The 26,054-nt window shown below is 39.8% G+C and carries 25 protein-coding genes; 10 read left to right on the forward strand and 15 right to left on the reverse strand.

Annotated features, from left to right (window positions below; genetic code table 11):
- The 13 genes from F0226_RS04685 to F0226_RS04745 form a co-directional block, all read right to left on the reverse strand.
- A partial coding sequence (locus F0226_RS04685; protein WP_171734573.1) for a hypothetical protein occupies positions 1–332 on the reverse strand: 332 nt, incomplete at its 3' end.
- Positions 319–1,566 carry a nucleotide sugar dehydrogenase gene (locus F0226_RS04690; protein WP_171734574.1) on the reverse strand — a complete coding sequence of 416 codons (1,248 nt, stop codon included), beginning with the start codon at positions 1,564–1,566 and terminating at the stop codon, positions 319–321. The genes F0226_RS04685 and F0226_RS04690, both read right to left, overlap by 14 nt.
- Entirely contained in the window at positions 1,556–2,125 is a 570-nt protein-coding gene (gene rfbC, locus F0226_RS04695) for a dTDP-4-dehydrorhamnose 3,5-epimerase (protein ID WP_171734575.1), read from the reverse strand. Before rfbC ends, F0226_RS04690 begins: the two co-directional genes overlap by 11 nt.
- A 4-nt stretch (positions 2,126–2,129) precedes the next feature.
- Entirely contained in the window at positions 2,130–3,011 is an 882-nt protein-coding gene (rfbD, locus tag F0226_RS04700) for a dTDP-4-dehydrorhamnose reductase (RefSeq protein WP_171734576.1), read from the reverse strand.
- Positions 3,011–3,898, reverse strand: a complete 888-nt coding sequence (gene rfbA, locus F0226_RS04705; protein ID WP_171734577.1) for a glucose-1-phosphate thymidylyltransferase RfbA — start codon at positions 3,896–3,898, stop codon at positions 3,011–3,013. The genes rfbD and rfbA overlap by 1 nt, the downstream gene beginning before the upstream one ends.
- Positions 3,898–4,995 carry a dTDP-glucose 4,6-dehydratase gene (rfbB, locus tag F0226_RS04710; RefSeq protein WP_171734578.1) on the reverse strand — a complete coding sequence of 366 codons (1,098 nt, stop codon included), beginning with the start codon at positions 4,993–4,995 and terminating at the stop codon, positions 3,898–3,900. The genes rfbA and rfbB overlap by 1 nt, the downstream gene beginning before the upstream one ends.
- Positions 4,996–5,200: 205 nt before the next feature.
- Entirely contained in the window at positions 5,201–7,372 is a 2,172-nt protein-coding gene (locus tag F0226_RS04715) for a polysaccharide biosynthesis tyrosine autokinase (RefSeq protein WP_171734579.1), read from the reverse strand.
- Between the two features lie 122 nt (positions 7,373–7,494).
- Entirely contained in the window at positions 7,495–7,935 is a 441-nt protein-coding gene (locus F0226_RS04720; RefSeq protein WP_171734580.1) for a low molecular weight protein-tyrosine-phosphatase, read from the reverse strand.
- Positions 7,936–7,995: 60 nt separating this feature from the next.
- Complete coding sequence (locus tag F0226_RS04725; RefSeq protein WP_171734581.1) at positions 7,996–9,132, reverse strand: polysaccharide export protein; 1,137 nt, start codon at positions 9,130–9,132, stop codon at positions 7,996–7,998.
- A 542-nt stretch (positions 9,133–9,674) separates the two neighbouring features.
- Entirely contained in the window at positions 9,675–11,906 is a 2,232-nt protein-coding gene (locus F0226_RS04730) for a YjbH domain-containing protein (protein ID WP_171734582.1), read from the reverse strand.
- A complete protein-coding gene (locus F0226_RS04735; RefSeq protein WP_171734583.1) occupies positions 11,906–12,721 on the reverse strand; it encodes a capsule biosynthesis GfcC family protein in 816 nt (271 codons plus the stop codon). The genes F0226_RS04730 and F0226_RS04735 overlap by 1 nt, the downstream gene beginning before the upstream one ends.
- 21 nt (positions 12,722–12,742) lie before the next feature.
- Complete coding sequence (locus F0226_RS04740) at positions 12,743–13,396, reverse strand: YjbF family lipoprotein (RefSeq protein ID WP_171734700.1); 654 nt, start codon at positions 13,394–13,396, stop codon at positions 12,743–12,745.
- Between the two features lie 118 nt (positions 13,397–13,514).
- Positions 13,515–13,769, reverse strand: coding sequence for a hypothetical protein (locus F0226_RS04745; RefSeq protein WP_171734584.1), 255 nt, complete (start codon positions 13,767–13,769; stop codon positions 13,515–13,517).
- 354 nt (positions 13,770–14,123) lie between these two features.
- Between F0226_RS04745 and F0226_RS04750 the strand changes: the two genes are divergently transcribed.
- The 5 genes from F0226_RS04750 (at position 14,124) to F0226_RS04770 (ending at position 18,549) form a co-directional block, all read left to right on the forward strand.
- Positions 14,124–14,558 carry a rhodanese-like domain-containing protein gene (locus F0226_RS04750; protein WP_171734585.1) on the forward strand — a complete coding sequence of 145 codons (435 nt, stop codon included), beginning with the start codon at positions 14,124–14,126 and terminating at the stop codon, positions 14,556–14,558.
- Between the two features lie 86 nt (positions 14,559–14,644).
- The gene (secB, locus tag F0226_RS04755; RefSeq protein ID WP_137374027.1) at positions 14,645–15,112 is read left to right on the forward strand and encodes a protein-export chaperone SecB; all 468 of its coding nucleotides are present in this window, start codon (positions 14,645–14,647) and stop codon (positions 15,110–15,112) included.
- 169 nt (positions 15,113–15,281) lie between these two features.
- On the forward strand, positions 15,282–16,346 hold the full coding sequence (gpsA, locus tag F0226_RS04760) for an NAD(P)H-dependent glycerol-3-phosphate dehydrogenase (RefSeq protein ID WP_171734586.1): 1,065 nt from the start codon (positions 15,282–15,284) through the stop codon (positions 16,344–16,346).
- Between the two features lie 120 nt (positions 16,347–16,466).
- Complete coding sequence (gene cysE, locus F0226_RS04765) at positions 16,467–17,288, forward strand: serine O-acetyltransferase (protein WP_137374129.1); 822 nt, start codon at positions 16,467–16,469, stop codon at positions 17,286–17,288.
- A 169-nt stretch (positions 17,289–17,457) separates the two neighbouring features.
- Positions 17,458–18,549: a peptidoglycan DD-metalloendopeptidase family protein gene (locus tag F0226_RS04770; RefSeq protein WP_253820764.1), complete on the forward strand. Its 1,092-nt coding sequence runs from the start codon at positions 17,458–17,460 to the stop codon at positions 18,547–18,549.
- Positions 18,550–18,564: 15 nt separating this feature from the next.
- On the opposite strand, the gene F0226_RS04775 is transcribed toward F0226_RS04770, so the two are convergent.
- On the reverse strand, positions 18,565–19,230 hold the full coding sequence (locus F0226_RS04775) for a TetR/AcrR family transcriptional regulator (RefSeq protein WP_171734587.1): 666 nt from the start codon (positions 19,228–19,230) through the stop codon (positions 18,565–18,567).
- Positions 19,231–19,502: 272 nt separating this feature from the next.
- On the opposite strand from F0226_RS04775, the gene rfaD reads away from it, so the two are divergent.
- From rfaD to F0226_RS04800, 5 genes are all read left to right on the forward strand, one after another.
- Positions 19,503–20,447, forward strand: a complete 945-nt coding sequence (rfaD, locus tag F0226_RS04780; RefSeq protein WP_171734588.1) for an ADP-glyceromanno-heptose 6-epimerase — start codon at positions 19,503–19,505, stop codon at positions 20,445–20,447.
- A gap of 133 nt (positions 20,448–20,580) precedes the next feature.
- Positions 20,581–21,576 carry a lauroyl-Kdo(2)-lipid IV(A) myristoyltransferase gene (gene lpxM / locus F0226_RS04785; RefSeq protein WP_171734589.1) on the forward strand — a complete coding sequence of 332 codons (996 nt, stop codon included), beginning with the start codon at positions 20,581–20,583 and terminating at the stop codon, positions 21,574–21,576.
- Positions 21,573–22,634, forward strand: coding sequence for a lipopolysaccharide heptosyltransferase II (gene waaF / locus F0226_RS04790; RefSeq protein WP_171734590.1), 1,062 nt, complete (start codon positions 21,573–21,575; stop codon positions 22,632–22,634). The genes lpxM and waaF overlap by 4 nt, the downstream gene beginning before the upstream one ends.
- Positions 22,635–22,639: 5 nt before the next feature.
- Entirely contained in the window at positions 22,640–23,905 is a 1,266-nt protein-coding gene (waaA, locus tag F0226_RS04795; RefSeq protein ID WP_171734591.1) for a lipid IV(A) 3-deoxy-D-manno-octulosonic acid transferase, read from the forward strand.
- A 1-nt stretch (position 23,906) separates the two neighbouring features.
- Positions 23,907–24,917 (forward strand): glycosyltransferase 52 family protein, encoded by a 1,011-nt coding sequence (locus F0226_RS04800; protein WP_171734592.1) that lies wholly within the window; start codon positions 23,907–23,909, stop codon positions 24,915–24,917.
- 78 nt (positions 24,918–24,995) lie between these two features.
- On the opposite strand, the gene pseI is transcribed toward F0226_RS04800, so the two are convergent.
- A complete protein-coding gene (gene pseI, locus F0226_RS04805) occupies positions 24,996–26,048 on the reverse strand; it encodes a pseudaminic acid synthase (protein ID WP_171734593.1) in 1,053 nt (350 codons plus the stop codon).
- Positions 26,049–26,054: the final 6 nt, after the last annotated feature.

Below are 26,054 nucleotides of genomic sequence, written 5' to 3' on the forward strand. Positions count from 1 at the left end.
TAACTAATTGTTTCTTCTAAGTTATAGCCACCCCAAATATTGATTCCAATAATAAATAAGGTTGCATTTATTAAAACTCCAATTTTAACCTTATTTATTAGTGCATTAAAGTTATTAGCAATATCGCTACTTTTCTTTAAATAAACAATATACCCATTATATCCATAGCAAACTACAGTCTGGCCTAAATTAAAAAACATCGCTAATAATGCTATCGATGCCAATATATTACTATGAAATTCCTCTTGAGCTGCTATAAATGAGTTAAAATATGTTAAAAGTGCTATAGCATATGCTATAGCACTTACTTTCAAAAATTTACTTACTTTCATTACTATTCAATGATTTCTTGAAATCGTATATATATTCGAAGCTACATTTTTTCTCTATTAATTCCAAAACCTTATCATGTGGTACAGCTAAAAATGCGATATCAAAGCTATTATCTATCTCATTAGCGACTCGAATTGAGTATTCTGACATTGCTTCCTCAACATCAACTAATGGATCATAAATTGTAACACTTAGACCTAAAGATACCAATTTCAAATACAAATCAAATACTTTTGTATTCCTTAGATCTGGACAATTCTCTTTAAAAGAAAAACCCAGTATTACAATTTTTTTATTGGTAAATTCTATCTTGTTCTTTACTAATTCTTCAATAAAATCACTTGCTAAATAATCACTCATTCCATTATTTATTTCTCTAGCCGTGCGAATCATATCTGGTATATAACCGATCGAAGATGACTTGTGGAGCATATAATAAGGATCAACGCTGATGCAGTGCCCACCAACCAAGCCAGGGTAAAGCTTCATAAAGTTCCATTTAGTCGAAGCAGCATCAATAACCTTTTTAGTATCGATATCTAGCTTTCCAAATATCTGATGCAATTCATTAATCAAAGCAATATTCACATCTCTTTGAATATTCTCAATTAATTTCGAAGCTTCAGCAACCTTAATGCTCGCAGCCTTATGAGTACCTGCAGTTATAACAGAACGATAGAGATTATCCACAAAATTGGTCACTTCTTCAGTAGATCCACTTGTAACCTTATGAATATTTGCCACTCGATGTAATTTATCTCCTGGATTAATTCTTTCTGGAGAATATCCTGCGTAAAAATCTTTATTATACTTTAATCCAGATACCTTTTCTAATTCCGGCACGCACACTTCTTCTGTCGCACCTGGGTATACAGTCGACTCATAAATTACTACATCACCATATTTAATAACTTCACCCAACGCTCTTGAAGCACTTATTAACGGTCCTAAATCTGGTTGATTAGAGGTAGTAATAGGGGTTGGGACTGTAACTATATATACATTACAGTTTTCGATATCTTTAATGTTAGTGCAAAAAGTTATGTGTTCAGAAGCTTTAATTTCATCGGAAGTACACTCCAATGTAGTGTCAATATTATTATTGAGCTCTGTCACTCTTCTTTCATTTAGGTCATACCCAATTGTTTGATATTTTTTTCCAAACTCTAAAGCCAGCGGAAGCCCTACATAGCCAAGACCCACAATTGCAATTTTTGAATCTTCAATTAGCATTGTTATCTCCATAAATTTCTTTTATTACTTCATCAAATTTTTTTGCTTTCTTATCTTTTACTGACAAAGAAGGTTCTGATTCTAGAGGCCACTCTATACCTAACTTAGAATCGTTCCATGCAATAGAGATTTCGGCATCAGGGTTATAATAATCTGTGCACTTGTAAACAAATTCAGCACTATCCCCTGTAACATAAAAACCGTGTGCAAAACCTTCTGGCACCCAAAGCTGTCGCTTATTATCTGCAGAAAGATATTCGCCTACCCACCTTCCAAAGGTCGGCGAACCATTTCGAATATCAACAGCAACATCAAATACTTCCCCTGAAACTACTCGTACTAGCTTCCCCTGAGTGTTTTCTATCTGATAATGCATCCCACGTAAGATTCCTTTCTTAGATTTAGAATGGTTATCTTGTACAAACTGGATAGGTTTACCGGTTACTAGCTCTTCGAATTGTTTTTGATTCCAGGTTTCCATAAAAAAGCCTCGATCATCGCCAAATACGCTTGGCTCTATAATTTTAACATCGGGGATACGAGTATCGATTACTTTCATTGTCTTACCTTGTATATGCTTGAATATTGTTCAGCGCCGCCTTCCAGTTACTCCCCTTAATAGAAAAACCTTGAGTGATTTTCTCTGTACTTAGTCTAGAATTGCTTGGGCGCTTAGCCGGTGTAGGGTATTGATCGGTGGCAATACTAGTTAAATTCGGTTTTTTATCAAGAAAGCCTTGTTCAAAGGCAATATCAAAAATTGCAGCAGCAAAGTCAAACCAACTCACATGTGGTAAGCCTGAATAGTGGTAAACACCGTACTCAACCGCATCACCCTGAGCGATGCGCTTCGCAATTTCAATCAACACGCTAGCGATATCACCAGCATAGGTTGGTCCACCAAATTGGTCACCGACAATACTCAATGCGTCTCGATTCTCCGCCAAACGCAGCATAGTTTTAACAAAGTTATTGCCATTTTCACCAAATACCCACGCAGTACGGAGGATAATGTATTTGTCACACGCCTCGGCCACTGCAATCTCGCCGGCTAGTTTACTTTCCCCGTAAACGCCTTGCGGGTTGGTGATATCCGTTTCTACATATTCACCTGTTTTGCTGCCTTCAAATACATAATCCGTTGAGATATGTAAAATCGCCGCACCGACACTTTGCGCAGCTTCTGCTAGGTATTTGGGGCCATTACGGTTTATCGCGTAAGAAAGGTCTACTTCTTCTTCAGCCTGATCTACTGCAGTATGTGCCGCTGCATTAATAATGATGCTAGGCTTAAACTCAGCAATCACTGTATTAACTGCTTCTTGACAAGTGATATCAAGATTCTCTCTATCAAGCGCTAACATTGTTATATTTTCATTGTTAGCTAGCTGCTGAGTTAAGCAGGAACCCACTTGGCCATAACAGCCAGTAATGAGTATTCGCATCACTTTACCACCTTGTTCTGAGTTTCGTTTACTAACCGTGTTAAATATTGACCATACTCGTTTTTCATCATTGGTTTTGCTAACGCTAGAACTTGTTCATCACTCAACCAACCGTTACGCCAAGCGATTTCTTCTAAGCAAGCCACTTTCAACCCTTGAACATTTTCAATAGTTTGAACAAATGAAGAAGCTTCATGCAGGCTTTCGTGCGTACCTGTATCTAACCAAGCAAAACCACGACCCAATAACTCCACGTTTAGTGAACCATCATTGAGGTACATTTCATTGAGTGTCGTAATCTCAAGCTCACCACGATGAGATGGCTTCACTTGCTTGGCCATTTCCACCACTCGGTTATCATAGAAATACAAACCGGTTACGGCATAGTTAGACTTTGGTGCTTCCGGCTTTTCTTCAACAGAAATTGCCTTCATCTCTTTATCAAATTCAACCACACCAAAACGCTCTGGATCTTTCACTTGATAGCCAAACACAGTCGCACCCGACTCTCTTGAAGCGGCGCTTTGCAGTGTTTTGGAAAAAGATTGACCATAGAAGATGTTATCACCCAAAACTAAACACACGCTGTCATCACCAATGAACTCTTCACCGATGATAAACGCCTGTGCTAAGCCGTCTGGACTTGGCTGAATCGCATACTCTAGGTTAATACCAAAATCTAAGCCATCGCCAAGCAGGCGCTTAAAACCAGCATTATCTTCTGGTGTAGTAATAATGAGAATGTCTTTGATTCCGGCCAGCATCAATGTAGAAATCGGGTAGAACACCATTGGCTTATCATAGATTGGCAATAATTGTTTTGATACGCCGCGGGTCAGTGGATATAGGCGTGTTCCTGAACCGCCAGCTAATACAATACCTTTCATTATTTCTTCACCTTTGATTCAACTGCTTCTACACCCAAACGCTCACGTTGGTAACTACCATCTTGCACGTTTTGACACCATCTTGAGTTGTCTAGGTACCATTGCACTGTTTTACGAAGACCCGTATCAAACGTCTCTTCTGGCGTCCAATTTAGTTCATGTTGCATTTTAGACGAGTCAATCGCATAGCGGCGGTCGTGACCAGGACGGTCTTGAACATAAGTGATTTGTTCAGCATATGCTGACTCTTTCGGTACTAGCGTGTCTAAGATTTCACAAATCGTGTTCACGACTTCGAGGTTTTTCTTCTCGTTGTGGCCACCAATATTATATGTCTCACCCACTTTACCTTTCGTCACTACTGTGTAGAGCGCACGGGCGTGATCTTCGACAAATAACCAGTCACGGATTTGGTCACCTTTTCCGTAAATAGGTAACTCTTTGCCTTCAAGCGCGTTGAGGATAACCAGAGGAATCAGTTTTTCAGGAAAGTGGTAAGGACCGTAGTTGTTCGAGCAGTTGGTTACGATAGTAGGCAAGCCGTAAGTACGTAACCATGCACGCACAAGGTGATCGCTCGATGCTTTTGACGCCGAATATGGGCTCGATGGCTCATACGATGTAGTCTCCAAGAACATTGGCAAGTCGGTCCCTTCAGAAACCTCATCTGGGTGCGGTAGGTCACCGTAAACTTCATCCGTTGAGATGTGGTGAAAACGAAACTCTGACTTTACACTGTCTTCAAGCGTGTTCCAATACTCTCGAGTTGCTTCTAACAAGGTGTACGTGCCGACAATATTAGTTTCGATAAACGCAGCTGGACCAGTGATTGAACGGTCAACATGTGACTCTGCCGCGAGGTGCATGACGGCATCCGGTTGGTGCTTTTGAAACACTAGATCTAATTCTGTACGATTACAAATATCCACTTGTTCAAATGCATAACGTTCGTTCAAATCTACTTCAGCAAGTGATTCTAGGTTGCCCGCGTATGTGAGTTTATCAACGTTTACAACGCTGTCAGATGTATTATTAATAATATGACGAATGACTGCTGAACCGATAAAGCCAGCACCGCCAGTGACGAGGATCTTCATAGTTTTCTCTTATATTATTTTTTGAACATACTCACGAGCGTGAAGATGCATTTGAATTTTGGAACTTAATCTCACAAAAATGTCTCAGTCACTTTAAGCCACTGAGACACTTTTTATTCATTTTGAGACAGTCTTATTTCGACCACCCCTTATAAAACCTAAATTTTACTTACTTTCAAAAAAAGAGCCCAATAGGTCCTGCCTTTTATTTCTTATCGCTTGAATATGAGTAATTGTAGTATCCATAACCGTAAGAACTTGATGCTTTTTTCTCAATCGCGTTGAATATCACACCTTTTACTTCTATACCTGATTGCTCAAAACGATTACGAGCCACTTCAATTTCTTTGATAGTATTCTGCCCATAACGAGCGACCATCAAAGTTGTCCCTGCAAATGCGCCCACAATACTCGGATCAGTTACAGCAAGAACAGGTGGGGTATCAACAATAACCAAATCATACTCTTCTGATGCCCATTCTAATAATTGAGCAAAACGAGAATGCATTAATAGTTCTGATGGGTTTGGTGGTACTTGTCCGCGAGTAATAATATCTAAGTTTTCAACAGTTGTTGTTTTTATTGCTTTAGAGAATTCATCAGTATTCGATAAAATATCAGACAAGCCATTATCCCACTCCATGCCAAAGCTTTGCTGTAAATAACCTTTACGCATATCAGCATCAATCAATAATACTTTTTGCCCCGTTTTAGCGGCAACAGCAGCAAAGTTTGTTGAAATGAAAGACTTGCCGATACCAGGAGCAGGACCTGAGATCATCAATACATTATTTTTTGCTTCTAACATCGCAAAGTGCAGACTAGTGCGAAGACCTCTTAAAGCCTCTACAGATAGATCCGCGGGGTTTGATTCAGCAAGTAAGCTTTGAGTACCTTTGGTTTTACGGCGCTTTACTTTGAAACGGTTAGTTAGTTCGATCTGCAAATCAGATTTCGGTACTGCGGCATAAACAGGCAGACCAATTTGTTCAATTTGATCTGGGCTTTCAACACCACGGTGAAACGCAGCTTTAACCAATACAAATGCAACACTTAACATTCCGCCAAGCAAAGTTGCTAACACAACAATAAGAGGTTTCTTCGGTTTTACTGCTCGGCTGTAAGCTTGAGCATCATCGAGAATACGTACATTGCCAACCGTACCCGCTTTGATAATGCTTAACTCTTGGACTTTATTAAGCAGCTGAATATAAATTTGTTGATTTACTTCAACGTCACGTGTCATTCGTAGAACTTCACGCTGAGTCTTCGGTAGCTTTTGAACTTGCTTATTTAAGCGTTCTTTTTCACCAAGTAATGTTTCACGCTTATCAAGCAGAGACTTATAAGCAGGGTGATCTTTAGTGAATCGTTGGCTAATTTCACTTTCTTTAAAAGTAAGTTCATTAAGTTGAGCTTCTAATTCAACCATTACCTTCAAGGTAGACTGAGCTTCTAAGCCTAAATCGATTGACTCATTTTCTTGACGATAGTTATTTAACACATCTTCAAAAGTCGTTAGTTGAGATTTAATCCCCGGCAAGTGCCCTTCTAAGAATGACAAACTCTTTTCAGCTTCTGCAGAGTTACGTTTAACATTTTGCAAAAAGTAAATTTGGCTAATATGGTCAAGAATTTCAGATATTAACTGTTTATCCTCGCCCTCAAAGCTTAACTTCAAAATCCCAGTTTGCTTACCTTGTTCAGACAGAGATAGAGAACTCTTGAGCCATTCAATTGCTTCCAACTTACTACGTTTGCCAATTGAAAATTCAAAGCCTGTTTGGGATTCAAAGCCAGCAACAAAAATACTGTATTCATCAGAACTAGCTAAACTCCCCACCTTGCCCTCAAGAATGACTCTTTCATCTTCACGGATAAGTTGGTAAGTACCTTCATCATGGTCAATAATTTTTATTGTATGAGCATATGTCCCGGCATAACTGGGCATGGTAAAACGGCTTACTGATATACGGTTAACATCAGAATTTAAACGAGCAAAGCCTTTACCTGCTAATGGGAAATAATCGGGGGATGTTACTGTCGTCAAATTAAACTTATCGACAGTCTCCCCTAAAATCATTCGTGACTTTATAATTTCAATTTCTGTTGTCGCCGAAGATTCAGATGAAAAAAGCTCCCCCATATCTCCAACCATTGAAGATATACCACCTGAACTTTTTTCTTCTATTTGAATCAATGCATCAGCTTTATAAATAGGTGTTGAAAGCACAGCAAAGGCTACGCCTCCCACCGTAAATATAAAGGTCGCTATGATAATCCACCATTTAGCATCAAGTAGAATACCAAATAGTTTTCCTAAATCGATTTCATCTGAATTGTCAGCTTGTGATTGATGGGATTGTTGCTTCATCATTAGTTTACAAATTCCTAAAACTTTCGCGTATTATCACTGACGAATATATTGTCGGTGTTCATTTACATTCAGCTTCCAATAGCTAAACACCTATTATTTTCTTCTTACTACTATATTCTTAATTAGAGTTTTTTAACCCAAGCTTGAGCCGATTCATTAATTAACTTATAAGCATGCTCAAATGCTTCACGACTTTGACGATATGGATCTGGGATATCTTTTTGCCCAACCCATTGACCAAAAAGCATCGCTTTTCCTCGAGCTTCAGGTGATATTTTAGTTAATGCTTCTAAGTGACCTTTTTCCATAACTAAAATCAAATCGTATTTAGCACATAGCTCAGAAGTAAGTTGCTGAGCTTTATGGTTATCTACATTGACACCATTCTCAGCAGCAATTTCAATGGCTGTCTTATCTGCAGGCTTGTCAAGCAAACGGCTACTTTCTGCAGCAATACCAGCTGAAGCAATTTCTTTGTTGGGTAGTAGATTCTGCAAGACTCGCTCACCCGTGGGTGAACGACAAATATTACCTACACAAACTACTAAAATTTTATTAAACATCAGCTCTTCCAATCATATAAATAAGGCCACATTTCTGCAGCCCTATCATTTATTTATAGCCTATGGCCAATTTCTAATACGCAGTACACCTTCAGTCAGCTCATTAAACCCAGTAATGGTTGGTACTAACTGACCAATCACACGATTCCAGCGAGTAATTGGAGCTGCTGTCACGTATACAATATCATAGGGTTTTAGGTCAAATTCTGTGCCAATAACCAAAGCTGAAGCATCTTGAATGTTCAGCTGATAAATGTCAGCCATACGCTCAGATTTATTATCAGACGTTCGAATCACAAACACACCAGTGGCATCTGCAGAGAGTTGATTAATACCGCCAACATTGCTTAGAGCTTCTGTCAAGCTCATACCCACACGATCCATTTTCAGAAGTTGAGGCTCATTGACCTCACCCATAACAAACACTTTCTGATTATCGTTACGTGGTACATGAATGATATCTCCCGCCTGTAACAAACGGTTTTGAGTTAAATCACCACGTTGCATCAAGGCGTAGAGCGAAATATTTTCTTCGACACCATTTCGAGTAAGCGACACATTTCGCCAATCAGCATCTTCGCCTAAACCACCAGACCGATTAACCGCATCTAGTAGAGTTAAAGGTATATTGGTAATCGCTTGCTGACCAGGATTACCGACTTCACCTGTGATGTATGTTTTCTTTGAACGGAATGCAGCAACGTTAACATCAACTTGCGGGCTTTCAATAAACCTAGCTAAGCGACTAGATAGTTCTGAGCGAATCTCACGGACTGTTTTTCCTGCAACTTCTACCGTTCCAATATAAGGATAAAAGATAGTACCGTCGGCATGAACCCAGTTACCCGCCTCTGCCGAACTACGGTAAGAGCCTGCAGGAATCGTTAATTCTGGATGGTCCCAAATGGTCACATTCAAAATATCACCAACCCCAACCTTGTACTCATATTTCGCTATTTCAATATCTAAGTCAGCATTCGCACGAGATACAACAGGTAAAATGTTTTGATAATTTGAAACAGTTTGAGCAGAAAGAGGATATAAATTTACGATATCTGACACGTCAGATTCTTGTTGTAACTCTTCAGAAGCAATAACATTTTTGTTATCAGTTGAAAGATATGCTCCAGGGGTCGTACAACCTGCAAGTAGGACAGGAAGAAGAGCAAAGAGAAGCCGATTTTTCTTAATTTTCATATTAACCAAATCATATAATGTGTAATCACTGCCAAGTGATTTTAACCAATGCTATTAGCTATGCACTTATAACAAACCAACAATGAAGCCTAGCTTTACATTGAAGACTAGCTTTCATCAGGCACAGCGGTATTAGTATTCTGTATGGTTAGTGTCAATTGGATACGCTACCGCCCATTGATACAACGCGACATCACACTACGCAAGCTAATCTTTTCACTGTTAGGGCTATGATTTTTTTAGCCTAAAGTGTTGTCAAATTGAACTAATGATTAAATATGAATTTAATCCGCACGTATTATCCACATTTTATGTAGCCATATCAACCTAGTTTCAAATTCAAAGTAGCCTAGATTTACTAACAATAAACTGAATAACAGAAAGCTATTTGTAGTCTATATCGCTACGAATAACATCCGAGCATTTGTAAAAAAGCTTTATAGATCATCCTATAAAGCTTTTTTACATAACAATTATCAATGCGACATGACTATCGATAAAATAGGGTTAACTATACGCAGCGACTAGCACTTAATCATAAACTACTTAACTGAACTTGGTCTTTGGAACCATGTTGAGCGAGCATCTGTTTGATTGAACAACTCATATTGCTTATTCAGCATTTGACCGCCATCACGAGTTATCGGCAACCAAGTAAATCCTGCACGGCTTGCACTTGGTTTCACTGTCAATAAATCAAATGGTATTGAGATGTAAAAGCCCTTGGTGTAACTTCCTTCTCCATAATCTTCAGTGCTCATATCCGTTAAACTGACAAAAGCACCTGCAATAACACCACTTTTAAATTGTTTCGAAAAATCAATACGCGTACCGATATCTCCAGCTAAGAATTTACCGACACCAACTTTTAATAAAGTGCTATCTAGGAATTGCCATTGAGGCATGTAATAACCCGTAACAAATCCAGTAGTGCCCCTGTCTATCACTTTATAATAGCGACCGTCGTCTGTGTGATATTGCAGCTCTGTGTCAAATGTCGCAAACCAACTTTCAGGGTCTCTCTGGCTAATCAGGTTTGCATCAACCCCCACAGCCCAATTGCTATTGAGTGGTCTGTATAAAACCTCACCACCTACACCTGCAAACATACTTTCGAGATACCCAGCATAGGCTTGGCTATAAATACCAGAACCATAGTCTTCGAACCAAGTTAGCTGTAGGCGGTCTAAACGTACAGGATCTTCTACATATGAACGGAACATTGTGCGAACTCTTGGAGTTTGTGCTGTGCCGTCCTCAGGTACTGTATAGTTAAATTGGTCATAATTATCGAATAAGTTAACGTACAAGGAACCAGAAAATTCAACATTGTCTAGAGCCCAAAATGAGGCGTTTGTATATAAACCAAGACTATAGAGATAAAAATCCTCTGCCGAGCCAAAAGATTGGGCTAAGTGAGGAGAGACCGACACATCAAACCTTTCCCTAGCGTCATAATGGTTCACAGCTTGATTGCTTTCTAGTTCATGTAAAATAGATGCATCTGCAACTTCCGCATTGATGTAGTGTTCATTGGCAACCGCTTTAAACTGCTTCGAGTCGATACGGGTTTCCGTTAACTCTACCGAGCTCTCCGTCTCGACAATTTTATACGTATCAATGTAAGTCGGTACATGATTGGCAATTACAGTAGCACCACGCTCCAATGCAATACCTCTGTCTCGGTATTTAACTTGCTTACCTTTGACTATAAACGTATCACCATCAACTAACAGCTGAGTTTGTTCATATCCAGCAACAGTCTCTAATTCTTCAGCAAGCTTAGCCATATCAACATCTTCAATCGAAGATGCTTCTGTTGGGCGAAGTATTTCTACTTTGCTGTCACGCCAGATAGACTTAATCTCATTAAAGTTGGTATTTAAGTTGAAACCTAAAGTAAGAGTATCACCACGTTCATAACTGACTTTAGCAACACCCCAGTCATCCAGTCGGTATATCACACCAAAATTCCACGGAGTATGCTGAGTCATATCCCCTCCCCCAACTCTTACAGGGAAATCTTGTCTATAATCGTTACTGTCGTATTCAATTTTTAAAGTGAAGGGCTTATAAATAGTTTGATATTCAAGCCCGCCATAAATTGCAGTATCACCTTTAAACCAACGTTCAAAATCAATGCTACCTCCGTTTCCTTTGAAATCAGACTGACGATCACAATACTTATCACTCGCTTTACAGAAAGGGTTAGTAATATTGCCACTTTGCCCCATGTAACCCCACCCCATACCTAGAGTAAAATCAACCGGACCAAAACGTTTCGTGCCCGCAACAAATTCACCATCAAATAGGCCTGTTCCGCCAAAATCGCGAACACCAGCTGAGACTTCAGGTAGGTAATAGCTTTCTTCAATCAAACGTATTTTAAAATCAATTCCTTTATCAGCATATTTGTTACACCCACTAAAGGTGTTATCTGAACAATCACCCGTTCCAGAACCACTGTAAAGCACATCCTGAACTTGTGCGTAACGTACGGTTGCTTCCAACCACGGCATCAACTGTAAGCTTGCGCTGTACAGATAATATTCATTATTAAATGAAGCACCAAAATTGAACTCACCTTCGGGAGCCATACGTCCTGTTGGCATTTGCATTAGACCGACACCACCAAAATCCATTTGAGATGTCTTGAGTTCAGGGTGTTCAAATGGGTCCGTTTCCGCATTAGCCGAAAAACTGTTCGTCATCAAAAGTGCACTAATAATGGAAACGCTGAGTATTGATAAGGAAAATGATGGATGATAGTACATTACAAGTTCACCTTATTGCGCAGTAGTTCAGCGATGTCTTGATTAAGAGATGAGTGTGATGATGGTAACGAGCTAAAGCCAATGAATATCATTGCGCCCGGAGCTAAATACGTTGGTGCATTATTCCAATACGCATAAGGCGCTTTTTTAACATGACCATCAGGTTGAATAACATAAACAAAGCTATCATCAGCGGTTTTACCAAGTGAGCCTTGCGGTATTAGCTGAACATAATCGCTTATAGAACCATGCTCAATAAGTGGGAGGCTCAATACATCATCAAGCACACCTATAACCTGTACATTTTCAGGGCGCGGCTCTAAATAAAGAGAGAAATTAAAAGGTTCTTTCTGGTCTTCCATTTGATTTCGCCCAATTAGTATTGGATTTTTACCAAGCTGAGAAATCACAACATTACGGTCTAAATTAATAAACTGCCTAGGTGCAAACTCAAACTTCGATAATTGCTCTTTAACTTGCAGAGCTTCAGGGTTTATAGACGCGTAATCAGTAAGATGGCTGAATGTTTTTTCTTTCTTGTCTTTAAGTGCAGAAGGTTCTGACAAGTCAAACAACTGAGCAGAAGATGGGAAGTAAGAGCCAAACCCTTGAACTGATACGTCACTCAATACTTGTTCCAAACGAACAGACTTAGAGTAAGACAAGGTGATGCCCTGCTTTGGAAGGTCAACTGTGAGTTTTTGCTGTCCCATTAACGTATCTATTGGTGTATTTGATGCATAACTCATAGAAACAGAAGCTAACATGAGAAATGTATAAAAGAAGCTTCTTATAATCGATACTGAATGTTTCATTGTATTGTCCATAATAGCGATTTACTGTCCGTTAAAGTCTTTTAAAATTGTCAGCTCTAATTGAGTCATACTAGGACCTATTGATTGTATAGTTTTAACAACTCTACCATTTGAATCCACCCAATATATATTTTCAATTTCAGCTTCTAAAGCAGGGAAGCTAACGGTTTCAATATATTTTTTTGTCTCAATCGAAGTGAGTGGTGTCGTGACTATTTCTGAGCCAATATAGCTGCGTACTATTTCTGCGGTATATCCAAATCGGTAATCAGGCTGCCAATCATAACGGCTTTGCCACTGTTGTGATTTCGGATTAGCCGACACATCAAAATTTGGGGCATTATTCTCGATCGAGACTAAGTTTTCATAAGGCAATAACAACGTTTGAACAATACGGCTATTTTCGGTAGTGATCATGGCTCTATCTGAAGACATCCACTTTAGCTGCTGAACTTGCGTTTCAGGGTTAGCTTCAGCATATGCTAAAACCATAAAAATTTTACCCTGATCATTAATTTCTGCGAACATGCTTGAGTAAGGCAAATCCTGAATATAGCTTGTGGTGATTTGAACATCATCACTGCCATATATAGCTTCATAAGCGGTTGCATTTATATCTTTAAATCTCTGAGAGCAGCCAAACAAAGTAAAGCTGAGCACCAATAGAGTAAAAATTTTCATCAAACCTATACCTGTAATTCACGGGGAAAAATAAACTGCCACTAAAAAAAAACCATTCTCACTGTAAGCAAGAATGGTTTTCAATAGAATTCACTACTGCATTAACGACTAATTAGTTAGTGTTTGTTGCAGTTGTTGTTGTTGCTGTGCTGTCATTCGCTGCTACTGCTACTGCTGCACCTACTGCTACTGCACCTACTGCTACTGCTGCTGTTGCTGCTGTACCAGCTGCTGCACCGCCTGCTGCTGCGCCACCTGCTGCTGCACCTGTAGTAGTAGAAGCTGCTGGAGCTGCTGCTTCTACTGCTGCGAAAGCGCCACTTGAAAAGCTAACAGCCAGAGCTGCTACTAAAGCAATCTTTTTCATAATCTTTCCCATTTATATAAACGTTTATAGTTAGGAGCTAAACCGTTAATAGTAGCCCCTTTTGGTTGTTCAGCTTAAACAACCAAGTGATTATGATAGGTAAAGTTCTTGATCAAGTAAATGCATAAATACTGAACAAACAAAGTTTTCATAAGCAACAGCTTACGAGGAGCAGAATATTTATCGAAATTTAAAGCCTTTTTCTTCGGCTTTACCTATTAGTTCACACTTACCATTCTGAGATTGCCACACCTTTTACTCTATCGACAATCGCCTTCTTCTGTATTCTATTAATCATTCTAGCTATACTCTCGCCCTATACTTTCAGTTCAACTAACAAAAAGAGTTTCAGACATGCAAGATTTGGTACCATTTGTTCAAGAAAATATGATTTTAGCCATTGTGTGGATTGGCTTAGTTGCAGCTATCATCATGAACACCGTTAAAACATCTACCGCCGCTTATAAAGAGATTACTGCAGCACAGACTACTCAGTTAATGAACCGTGAAAACGGTATTGTGGTTGATATTCGAACAAAAGATGAATTTAGAAAAGGTCACATTACTGACGCACTTCACATTTTGCCATCAGAGATTCAAGCAAATAACTTGGGAAGCCTTGAAAGCCATAAAGCAGACCCAATCATTGTGGTATGCAAGACAGGTCAAACTGCTCAAGCAAGTGCTAACCTATTAGCAAAAGCTGGATTTGAAAATGTAAGCTTGCTAAAAAATGGTTTAGTCGCTTGGAGCGAAGCAAACCTGCCATTAGTAAAAGGCAAAAAATAGTTATCGAGGTTTGGTTACCCATTAAATACAAAAAAGATGGGATCATGTAACGAAACCTCAAAGTTAAATTTTTAAGGATTAAGAAAATGGCTGAAGCAGCACCACAAGACGCACAACAAAACTTCGCAATTCAACGTATCTTTCTAAAAGACGTATCTTTCGAAGCGCCTAACTCACCAGATATGTTCCAAAAAGAGTGGAATCCAGATGTAAAACTGGATCTAGATACTCAAAGCCGTGAGCTTGGTGAAGGTGTATACGAAGTAATTCTTCGTCTTACTGTTACTGTTAAAAACGCTGAAGACACAGCTTTCCTTTGTGAAGTTCAACAAGGCGGTATTTTCACAGCAGGCGCAATGGAAGCTGGTCAACTAGCACATTGCCTAGGCGCATTCTGCCCTAACATTCTTTTCCCTTATGCTCGTGAGACTATCTCAAGCCTAGTAGTTAAAGGTACGTTCCCACAACTGAACCTTGCACCAGTAAACTTTGATGCATTGTTCATGAACTACCTACAAAACCAAGCTCAACAAGCAGAAGGTGAGCAGGCTTAATATTAGCTAGCTTTCAACACTTGTTATATAAATAAGTTGCTCCTCAGCCTTCTGAAAATATATAGCAAATTAAAATGCACAAAGCGTCTTAACATCTAGATGCGATGTGCATTTTTTATTTATACTCAGTAACACTCTTCTCGTTTCTTAATCACTTTCAGGTGGAAGCATGACAAATACAACTCCCCGAGATGACTCTAAAAATTCTAGTGCCACGAATAATGCTTATGGCAAAGAGATTGCCATGACAGTTATCGGAGCTGGCTCTTACGGAACATCTTTGGCTATATCCTTAGCTCGTAACGGCGCTAATGTTGTATTGTGGGGACACGATCCAAAACACATGGCACAGCTTGATGGTGATCGTGCTAACCATGAATTCTTACCTGGCATTGATTTCCCAGAAAGCCTAATTATCGAATCAAATCTTGAGAAAGCCGTTTCATCAAGCCGTGATTTATTAATCGTGGTTCCAAGCCACGTCTTTGGTATCGTTCTAAACAGCGTAAAACCTTTCCTTACAAACGAATCACGTATTTGTTGGGCAACCAAAGGTCTAGAGCCTGAAACCGGTCGCCTTTTAAAAGACGTTGCCAACGACATGCTGGGTGATAAATATTCTTTAGCGGTACTTTCAGGTCCAACATTTGCTAAAGAACTCGCAATGGGGATGCCGACGGCAATTTCTGTCGCTTCACCTGATGACGAGTTTGTTAAAGATCTCCAAGAAAAGATCCACTGCAGTAAAACATTTCGTGTTTATGCAAACTCTGATTTTACGGGTATGCAATTAGGCGGAGCCGTTAAAAATGTCATCGCCATAGGCGCTGGCATGTCTGACGGCATTGGCTTCGGTGCTAACGCTCGTACCGCACTTATTACTCGCGGATTAGCTGAAATGACTCGTTTAGGGGTTGCTCTTGGGGCTCAACCAGAGACTTTCATGGGTATGGCTGGTTTAGGTGATCTAGTGCTTACTTGTACTGACAACCAATCTCGTAATCGACGTTTTGGTTTAGCTTTAGGCTCGGGTAAAGATGTCGATACCGCTCAAGAAGACATTGGGCAAGTGGTAGAAGGCTATAGAAATACAAAAGAAGTCTGGTTACTTTCTGAAAGAATGGGCGTTGAAATGCCTATTGTTGAACAAATTTATCAAGTATTGTATCAAGGGAAAGATGCTCGATTAGCAGCACAAGATTTGCTTGCACGAGATAAAAAATCAGAGCGTTAATTTGAAACTCAATGTGATTGACTTAAGGCTCAACACGATTGATTTAAACTAAATACATCAGCAATAAAGACGGCGTAGTTTCGACTAATAATGGATGATGGTCAGATCTAGGAAATAATGATGAAACATTGTGAACAACAAAAAGTATGGCAGTGCATTGTCCGTGAAGCTCGTAAGCAATCAGAGCAAGAGCCAATGCTTGCTAGCTTTTATCATGCCACTATTATAAATCATGAAAGCCTAGGTGCTGCGCTTAGTTATATTCTTGCTAATAAATTGAAAACAGCCTCAATGCCAGCAATGGCAGTAAGAGAAGTTGTAGAACAAGCATTCGCACAAGATCAAAGCATCATTGATGCAGCAGCGTGTGATATTTGCGCTACTGTAATGCGCGACCCTGCAGTAGAAATGTATTCAATGCCGTTACTGTACTTGAAAGGCTATCACGCTTTGCAAGGTTACCGCGTTGCCAACTGGCTATGGAAGCAAGGCAGAATTGCATTAGCGACCTATCTGCAAAATCAAATATCAGTGGCTTGTCAGGTAGACATCCACCCTGCCGCACGCATTGGTAAAGCGATCATGCTCGACCATGCCACCGGGATAGTAATTGGTGAAACCGCTGTTGTCGAAAATGATGTCTCTATTTTACAAGATGTAACACTAGGCGGAACAGGTAAAGAAGGCGGCGATCGTCACCCTAAAATTCGCGAAGGGGTTATGATTGGCGCTGGGGCTAAAATTTTAGGTAACATCGAGGTCGGTGAAGGCGCTAAGATTGGCTCATGTTCAGTTGTACTTCAACCTGTCCCCCCTCATACAACAGTTGCTGGTGTTCCTGCAAAAATAGTGGGTAAACCGAAAACAGATAAACCATCGCTAGATATGGACCAAGCATTTAACGGTCGTTCTCAAAACTTCATCTATGGTGATGGTATCTAATCTGCATGAGTATTTTGTAATGAGAAACATCGCACTAAACTCATTCAATCAAAGCCTTATGTCCCTTATAAGGCTTTTTTCTACTGCGCTCAAATCTCTTATTTTTGCATTTAAAATCGCTGATTTTAAAAGAACACATTCTTTAATACTAAAGTTAGCACTGACCGGCATGGTGTTACTTTCTTATTCAGCAGTTAGCATTGCTGCATCTCAAAATGAGCTTAAGGGAGTTAAAGGCGAAATATCCCGCCAAAAGAAAGATTTAACATCACAACAAAAGAAACTAGATAGCCTGCAAAACAACCTTAGGCAGCAAGAGCTTTCAATTATCTCGCAAGAGAAAGCAATTAAAGAAACTAAAAGTCAATTAAAGACAGCGAACGCGAACATTGAACAATTGACTAAAAATATTGCAGAGCTTTCTTCACAGAAAAAACAGCAGTCAGAAAAGCTTGAACAGCTGATCCAAACTTATTACATGACTCGAAGAGCAAAAGCACCTTCAGATATTCTCAATACTGGCGTTGAAGAGGATCGCATCAGTCAGTATTACCAACATCTCGCTAAAATTCGCTCTGCAACCATCAAAAATATTGAAAAAACTCAGCTAGCACTGCAAGAAAACCAAAAGCAAAGACAGCTTGAACAGGCTCAAATTGCTAAGCTACTTAAGCAACAAACGAGTAAACGCGATCAGCTAGCCAAAACTCAGTCTAAACGTAAGAATACAGTCGGCAGTATCAAGAAAAGTATCTCAGGGGACAAAAATTACCTAGCAGAACTGCAGCGCAATGAAACTCGATTAAAAGCCGAAATAGCTAAAGCTAAAAAAGCGGCATTAGAAAAACGTAATGCGATTCCTATGGATGGATTAGCCAAACGTAAAGGTAAGCTGCCATGGCCAATTAAAGGCAGGGTCTTACATAGTTACGGCTCACAGCAAACAGGGCAAGTAAACTGGAAAGGCATGGTCATCAATGCTCAATATGGTCAGCAGGTTAAATCCGTTTACTCTGGAACCGTAGTATTTGCAGAATACTTGAGAGGTTATGGTCTTGTTGTACTACTCGACCACGGTAAAGGTGATATGACCCTTTATGGTTTCAACCAAGCGTTGCTCAAAAAAGAAGGGGATAAGGTGAAAGCAGGAGAAGCGATAGCATTAGCCGGTGATACTGGTGGGCAAAGCCGTGCTTCCCTCTATTTTGAAATTCGCCGAAACAGCCAAGCTCAAAACCCTAAACGCTGGTTAGTGAGATAAAAATCAAAGTGAAAGCTATCTTGCATCGCTTTCACTCGACTTTGTTCGGGAGTTAAGGGCTTTCACACCATCTTCAAGCAGTGTTAATTCTTCCACACCTTGAGTAGTAGCTATCGGCTTCACTACCGCAATCATATGCAACATACCCTGATGCACAACTTGTTCTGTGATTTTCGCTTTTGGTGACATGGCAGACTGATAAGCTAACCAACTCGACGCAATAATGTGTAATGACGTCACCATAGGCTTCATCTCTTGCTCAGAAATCACCAATAACTTCAAATCAACAAACGCTCTCATGATATCCACAAGGTTCGCCTGTAGCTTTTCTTGAACAGCCATGTAATCTAAGTGAAGCTGTTCATCTCTGGAAAGAATTTCAGGTAGGTTTGCGTAGAAGAAGCGGTATTTCCACATTAATGTGAAGATAGAGTCTAGATAATGCCTGAGTAGAGTAAGGCTTTCTTGCTGCCCTTGAATAGGGGTAAACCTTTCAATCAGCTCAGCTGAATAAAGCGCAAAAATTTCACGGACAATTTCTTGTTTATTACGAAAGTGGTAATACAAATTACCGGGGCTTATATCAATGTGCTCAGCAATATGATTGGTCGTAATACTACGCTCACCATGCTCGTTAAATAATTCCAAAGCCGCGTAAACAATCTTATCTCGTGTTTTCATTTGCTATCAGTATCCCTATCTGTTTGGAAATCAGTATATAGGTACTAAACAGATAGATCGAGCTGTGGAAATATTCGCATCCCTAAATTCAAAGAGATCAGATCAGTCACTACCAGATTTATACCAATGATTAATACCATCCCTGCATATCACTCCATTTCAAAATACATTCATATCTGCAACTTAATGTTAAGGCATGATTCCACTAGCCCGTTTTATTCATTACTTGCTATACTCGCGATAGTTTTGTATTCAAAAAGAGTAAGAGAATTATGATCATCGTAACTGGCGGTGCTGGCATGATTGGCAGCAATATTGTTAAGGCACTCAACGAGGCAGGTCATAACGATATCCTTGTGGTAGACAACCTTAAGAATGGTAAAAAATTCAAAAACCTTGTTGATCTAGATATCACTGATTACATGGATCGTGATGATTTTCTTACTCAGGTAATGGCTGGTGATGATTTCGGTCACATCGAAGCTGTATTCCATGAAGGCGCTTGCTCTGCAACAACAGAGTGGGATGGAAAATACATGATGCTCAACAACTATGAATACTCAAAAGAGCTACTTCATTACTGTGTTGAACGACAAATTCCATTTTTGTATGCGTCATCAGCGGCAACATACGGTGAAACCGACACGTTCATTGAAGAAAAAGAATACGAAGGTGCACTCAATGTTTATGGTTACTCAAAACAGCAGTTTGATAACTATGTTCGCCGCTTCCAAGCAGATGCAACTGCTCATAATGAAACCCTTTCTCAAATCACAGGTTTCCGCTATTTCAACGTTTATGGACCGCGAGAAGAGCATAAAGGCAGCATGGCTTCTGTAGCTTTCCATTTGAACAATCAAATGAATGCAGGTGAGAACCCTAAATTATTTGCTGGTAGCGAAACATTCAGACGTGATTTTGTGTACGTTGGTGACGTAGCTGCCGTAAATTTGTGGTTCTTAGAAAATGGCGTTTCTGGCATTTTCAACCTAGGTACAGGTAATGCGGAATCATTCCAAGAAGTCGCAAAAGCGGTAATTAAGCACCACGGCAAAGGGGAAATTGAGACAATTCCATTCCCTGAACACCTAAAAGGTGCTTACCAAGAGTTTACTCAAGCCGATCTAACAAAATTACGTGCAGCAGGTTGTGATATTGAATTCAAAACCGTGTCTGCGGGTGTTGCTGAATACATGACAATTCAAAACCCAGCTTAAAAAGTACAGCCCTAAGTTAGTCACTTGGGGCTATATTATTTTTGTACTTCCAAACTATATGCTCTAAGCGATACCAACCTTCCCTTTCTTGCTTTAGCAACCAGATAAATTCACTAATCCAGATCGAGTTAATATGACAGATAAACGCGATGATTTTGACCCTAACGCCTATAACCCAACGTTTGAGTGGTCTTTTCTTACCCCTAAATTTTGGGGAACATGGTTAACTGTTCTTATCGGCTTGCCACTAGCGCTGTTTCCTCATAAGGCAAAGCTATTCATTGCAACGAAACTAGCAAGAATGCTCATTAACAAACCAAGCCGAACTATAAATAATGCTTGGGTTAATATCTCTGTTTGCTTTCCTGAAAAATCAGAACAAGAAAGAAAAGAGCTTCTAGAGAAAACCTTGATTACTGCTGGCACCTTTCTGCTTAGTTTTGCAAATCTGACTTTGCGAAGCGCTAAATGGCTACAGGCTAATACGACGATCAATGGTATGGAGCATTTACAAGAAACTCTAGATAGTGGCAGTAAGGCAATTTTACTCGTGCCCCATACTTGGGGGATTGATATTCCAGCCGTTGTACTCGCGTCTCATGACCTACCGGTTTCTGCCATGGCGAAAAGACAAAAGAACCCCGTTATGGACTGGTTGATGCACCGTCAACGAGTGCAGTATGGCGGTCGAGTTTACGAACGTGATAACGGTATAAAGCCTTTTATCAAGTCAGTACGTGACGATTATTTAGGCTACTACCTGCCAGATCAAGACCACGGACGCGAACATAGTATTTTTGTCGATTTCTTTAATATCCCGAAAGCAACATTACCGGGGTTAGGTAAATTATCAAAAGTCAGCCGAGCAAAAATAATCCCTGTATTTTCTGTTTATGATGCAGCTTCCGGGAAATACATCATCAATATTAGCCCTGCGTGGGAAGACTACCCAACGGCAGATGAGCATACCGATACTCGAAGAATGAATGCTTACATTGAAAGTGAATTAAGAAAAACTCCAGAACAATACATGTGGGTTCTTAAGTTTTTACACACCCAGGAAGACCCAAAAAGTTTTGCGTCACCATATAACAATGAAAAGAACTGGATGGCAGGCTATAAACGATGAAGAAGATTTTAGTAATCGGTCCATCTTGGGTTGGTGATATGGTGATGTCTCAAGCCCTATACACAACCTTAAAGCAGCAAGACCCGGAATGCATAATCGATGTGATGGCACCGGCATGGTGTAAGCCTATCTTAGAGCGCATGGTTGAAGTTAACCAAGCGATTGAAATGCCACTTGGTCACGGCGATTTTAACTTTTTAGGTCGTAGAGCCTTAGGTAAACAGCTAAAGCGTGAAAACTATACTCATGCTTTTATCTGCCCAAACTCGGCTAAATCGGCTCTTATTCCTTGGTTTGCTGATATTCCAAATCGTACTGGTTGGAAAGGCGAAATGCGCTATGGTCTATTAAATGATTTACGCCCCAATAAGAAAGCTTTCCAATACATGGTTGAGCGATATGTCGCTTTAGCTCACCCTAAAGAAAAAATGGTAGGCTCGGAATCGTTAGGCGGCTTAGAAACACTTCCAAAACCGAACCTATCTATAGACTCTGAATTACAGCAGAACACTGTACAAAAATTCCAGTTAACTCATTCAACTGACATCATTGGTTTATGCCCTGGTGCAGAGTTTGGTCCGGCAAAGAAGTGGCCTGAAAATCATTATGCCGAAGTTGCACATGCTATGTGTAAGCAAGGTCGCCACATCTGGTTATTTGGTTCACAGAAAGACGTTGATACTTGCAATGGCATAAAACAAAAAGTACCTGAGCAGTTTCATTCACAAATCTATGTACTTGCAGGGCAAACCAGCTTAATGGAAGCTGTTGATCTGCTTGGAGCCTGCCAAACCGTTATCAGTAATGACTCAGGTTTGATGCACGTTGCGGCGGCTGTTGGCTGCAACGTTGTAGCGGTATATGGTTCAACATCACCGAAGTACACACCACCTTTGGCTAAGAATGTCGACATTGTTCATACTGACATTGATTGTCGACCTTGCTTCAAACGTGAATGTGAGTTTAAACACTTAAAATGCTTAACAGAGCTTACGCCTATCTCAGTCATTGATAGCATTCGAAAGTTAGAATCGATTGCAGTTATTGAGGTGTCTTAGGTCATATGTTTGTTCGCATTATATATACTCTTATCCTATGTCTAGCGGCGCCCTTTCTTCTTTTAGGATTATATAAAAGCAAACCAAACAAGCCTAAGTTTGGTTCTCGCTGGAAAGAGCACTTTGGTATTACCCCTCAGCTCAGCTCAGCTAAAAGTAAACCTCTGTGGATTCACGCGGTTTCTGTCGGAGAGTCAATCGCCGCGATTCCACTGATCAAAGCCTTAAAAGAGCAAAACCCAGATCAAAGCATTGTGGTGACAACAACAACGAGCACTGGCGCTCAGGAAATCCAAAAGCTAGGAAATCTGGTAGAACATCGCTATATGCCGATTGATTTTAGCTTTGCGGTTAAAGGCTTCATCCGCGCTATACAACCAGAGAAGATGTTAATCTTTGAAACAGAGCTGTGGCCGAATACTTTACATACAGTTCATACAGCTGACATCCCAGTCATTGTGGTCAATGCTCGTCTATCTGAAAAATCCTGCCGTAATTACGCGAAAGTTCAGGCTTTATTCAACCAAATCCACCCAAATTTAAATAAAGTACTCTGCCAATCTCAAGCCGATGCAGACAGATTCAAGCGACTCGGCATCCCACTGGATAAATTAGCTGTAACGGGATCAATAAAGTTTGATGTGAAAGTCTCCCCCAACGTTACTGAAAAAGGAAAAATTTTACGGGATGTATTAGGCTCAAATAGACCGGTTTGGATCGCGGCAAGCACACACAACGGTGAAGATGAGCTAATACTATCGGCTCATAAGGCTCTTCTAGAAACGCACACTGATGCCCTTCTTATCTTAGTACCTCGCCATCCAGAAAGATTTAATAGCGTTTTTGAACTTTGCCGGAACCAAAAATTAAGCGTTGCTCGTAGAACCTTGCAAGAAGCTCACCTAGACGAAGCTCAAGTTTATCTAGGCGACACTATGGGGGAAATGTTGGTGCTGATTGGAGCTTCCGATGTTTGTTTCATGGCAGGAAGTTTAATTGGAGATAAAGTTGGTGGTCATAATATGCTAGAACCGGCTGCTCTTGGTATTCCTATAATCACGGGTCCCAGTTACTTTAACTTTAAAGAAATTACAGAGACCCTATTATCTAAACAGGCAATTATCATAAATGAAGCCCATGAAATATCAGATAGTCTCACTAGATTACTATCTGATGATCAATTGCGGTTATCCATGAGTCAATCAGGTCTAGAAGTTGTTAAACACAACCAAGGCTCACTACACAAAACTCTATCAAAGGTCGCTGAATAATATGAATTTATTCCTAGTCACTTCCCCATTTCAATACTTGTGCGCAGAAGAAGCCTTAAGCGCCTATAAAACTGAGAATAATATTCTACTCCTTGTTAAACAGGGTTCTGAGCCGGGTATTAGCCAAGAAAAGAAATTGCTAGACCGAAATAAATGGCAACACATTATTGAAATCCCTAGAGACTCACGTAGCAAGCATGTTCCTAAAGCCATTAATCAAGTTAGAAAAATAATCAAAGATCAACCATTGTCACATTTCTTTCATGCCGAATATTCTGCATGGCGAACGAAGCTAATATTACGTAACCTAGTCATTGAAAAAGAAGTGTATTGTGATGATGGGACGTTAACTATTAATGAATATGAAGAGTCAATTCGAACCAAATTAATATACTCTCGACCACGGTTTATTCAGGATTTGATGATTCGTATAAGACGATGCACACCAATAGGTCAGCTGGAACAATCTAAAAACTTAGAGTTATTTACTATCTTCGATATTAAACAACCCAACCATTCAGTGATCAAAAACAACCTAACTGAAGTGAAAAAAAAATATAATGCTGTCGAGCTATATGATGACGAAGCACCAATAGGCTTTATTGGTCAAGGTTCAATTGGTCATAAAAGAATGAAAAGTATTGCGACTTATCTAAAAGAAATTAAACACTTTTCAGAAAGTATGAATAAGAAAATTATTTATTTTCCACATAGAACTGAATCTGAAGAAGTTACACGACAAGTAAAAAAAATTAAAAATTTAGAATATCACTATAGCCAGATGCCACTTGAAATCGAACTCATTGAGAAGAAGATTAAACTGTCAGCTTTGGTTGGAATCCTTTCTACAGTCCAGTATACATCCTTGATTTTATACAAAGGAATGCCTGTTTTTAATTTGGTAAACCCAAATACGGAGCAGGACTACACGCTAACAGACCTAGAAAGAAATAGAGAAAAACGAATACACGAATTATTTAAAGAGGTGGGGATCAAAGACGTCACCATTTAAAATAACGATCACGTCTAAGGTAGCTATAACTTCAAGTAGTCGCTCAAATCGTAGCTACCTGACATGATCTGCAATCTATTATAAATCAAGCATGTCGAAACTAAGAGCAGTTCCCTTTGTTAGGCTATTTTTAGCTTTCTTACCTATTACTTCATCATAATGCTTAGGTGCTAAACCAAAGCCAGGTCTGATACTACGGACATTATCTGCCGTTAACACTTCACCCTCTTTAATATCTTTTACTACATATAAAGAGCGACGAAATTTTACGTTTCCTTTTTCAGCTTCCGTTCTTTCGTAATTGACTTGCCCCATTGCTTGCCATGCTGTTTTTGTATCTTTACAAAGCGCGGTAAGCTCATGAGGTTCGAGAGAAAAACTATCATCCGCTCCGCCGCCATTACGATCCATAGTCACGTGTTTTTCGATCAAACACGCCCCTAATGTTACAGAAGCCACAGCAGTTGCATTATCAATAGTGTGATCAGAAAGGCCCGATAAAACTTCAAACCGCTCCGCGATGTCAGCAATCGTCTTAAGATTATATTGGTCAGCTGGCGCAGGATAACCACTCACACAATGCAGTACTACCAACTCTTCACACCCATTATCTCTAGCGGTTTTTATGGCCTCTGCAATTTCTTCTTTGTTAGCCATTCCTGTTGAAATGATCATCGGTTTACCTGTTTGAGCAACACGCTTAATCAACGGTAAATCAATGACTTCAAATGAGGCTATTTTATATGCAGGGGCATCTAATGACTCTAATAAGTCGACGGCTGTAAAATCAAATGGAGAACTAAAAATAGTAATCCCAAGTTCTTTTGCCTTTTCAAATAACGGCTTATGCCACTCCCATGGCATATGAGCACCCTGATAAAGGTTATAAAGCGTCTGACCATCCCATAAGCCACCATGAATTTGAAACTCTTCACTATCGCAATCCATAGTAATGGTTTCATGGGTATAAGTTTGTAGCTTAATTGCATCTGCACCTGACTTCTTCGCTTCTTCCATAATCTGGAAAGCACGATTAATATCACCATTATGATTTGCCGATAATTCAGCAATAATATAAGGAGCGTAGTCAGGACCTATGTTTCTACCGTCAATTGAAATATATGCTTTCATCAGAAT

Source organism: Vibrio sp. 99-70-13A1 (assembly GCF_013114625.1).
Taxonomy (GTDB): domain Bacteria; phylum Pseudomonadota; class Gammaproteobacteria; order Enterobacterales; family Vibrionaceae; genus Vibrio.

Excerpts from the sequence above, each read along its gene's own strand:
- F0226_RS04745 (WP_171734584.1), bottom strand. The coding sequence starts at position 13,769 with ATGAAAAAGATTGCTTTAGTAGCAGCTCTGGCTGTTAGCTTTTCAAGT.
- F0226_RS04750 (WP_171734585.1), top strand. The coding sequence starts at position 14,124 with ATGCAAGATTTGGTACCATTTGTTCAAGAAAATATGATTTTAGCCATT.
- cysE (WP_137374129.1), top strand. The coding sequence starts at position 16,467 with ATGAAACATTGTGAACAACAAAAAGTATGGCAGTGCATTGTCCGTGAA.
- gpsA (WP_171734586.1), top strand. The coding sequence starts at position 15,282 with ATGACAAATACAACTCCCCGAGATGACTCTAAAAATTCTAGTGCCACG.
- rfbC (WP_171734575.1), bottom strand. The coding sequence starts at position 2,125 with ATGAAAGTAATCGATACTCGTATCCCCGATGTTAAAATTATAGAGCCA.
- F0226_RS04735 (WP_171734583.1), bottom strand. The coding sequence starts at position 12,721 with ATGAAACATTCAGTATCGATTATAAGAAGCTTCTTTTATACATTTCTC.
- F0226_RS04690 (WP_171734574.1), bottom strand. The coding sequence starts at position 1,566 with ATGCTAATTGAAGATTCAAAAATTGCAATTGTGGGTCTTGGCTATGTA.
- rfbA (WP_171734577.1), bottom strand. The coding sequence starts at position 3,898 with ATGAAAGGTATTGTATTAGCTGGCGGTTCAGGAACACGCCTATATCCA.
- F0226_RS04725 (WP_171734581.1), bottom strand. The coding sequence starts at position 9,132 with ATGAAAATTAAGAAAAATCGGCTTCTCTTTGCTCTTCTTCCTGTCCTA.
- rfbB (WP_171734578.1), bottom strand. The coding sequence starts at position 4,995 with ATGAAGATCCTCGTCACTGGCGGTGCTGGCTTTATCGGTTCAGCAGTC.
- rfbD (WP_171734576.1), bottom strand. The coding sequence starts at position 3,011 with ATGCGAATACTCATTACTGGCTGTTATGGCCAAGTGGGTTCCTGCTTA.
- F0226_RS04775 (WP_171734587.1), bottom strand. The coding sequence starts at position 19,230 with ATGAAAACACGAGATAAGATTGTTTACGCGGCTTTGGAATTATTTAAC.
- F0226_RS04800 (WP_171734592.1), top strand. The coding sequence starts at position 23,907 with ATGAATTTATTCCTAGTCACTTCCCCATTTCAATACTTGTGCGCAGAA.
- F0226_RS04730 (WP_171734582.1), bottom strand. The coding sequence starts at position 11,906 with ATGTACTATCATCCATCATTTTCCTTATCAATACTCAGCGTTTCCATT.
- F0226_RS04720 (WP_171734580.1), bottom strand. The coding sequence starts at position 7,935 with ATGTTTAATAAAATTTTAGTAGTTTGTGTAGGTAATATTTGTCGTTCA.
- F0226_RS04770 (WP_253820764.1), top strand. The coding sequence starts at position 17,458 with ATGGTGTTACTTTCTTATTCAGCAGTTAGCATTGCTGCATCTCAAAAT.
- waaA (WP_171734591.1), top strand. The coding sequence starts at position 22,640 with ATGTTTGTTCGCATTATATATACTCTTATCCTATGTCTAGCGGCGCCC.
- pseI (WP_171734593.1), bottom strand. The coding sequence starts at position 26,048 with ATGAAAGCATATATTTCAATTGACGGTAGAAACATAGGTCCTGACTAC.
- rfaD (WP_171734588.1), top strand. The coding sequence starts at position 19,503 with ATGATCATCGTAACTGGCGGTGCTGGCATGATTGGCAGCAATATTGTT.
- lpxM (WP_171734589.1), top strand. The coding sequence starts at position 20,581 with ATGACAGATAAACGCGATGATTTTGACCCTAACGCCTATAACCCAACG.
- secB (WP_137374027.1), top strand. The coding sequence starts at position 14,645 with ATGGCTGAAGCAGCACCACAAGACGCACAACAAAACTTCGCAATTCAA.
- F0226_RS04715 (WP_171734579.1), bottom strand. The coding sequence starts at position 7,372 with ATGATGAAGCAACAATCCCATCAATCACAAGCTGACAATTCAGATGAA.
- waaF (WP_171734590.1), top strand. The coding sequence starts at position 21,573 with ATGAAGAAGATTTTAGTAATCGGTCCATCTTGGGTTGGTGATATGGTG.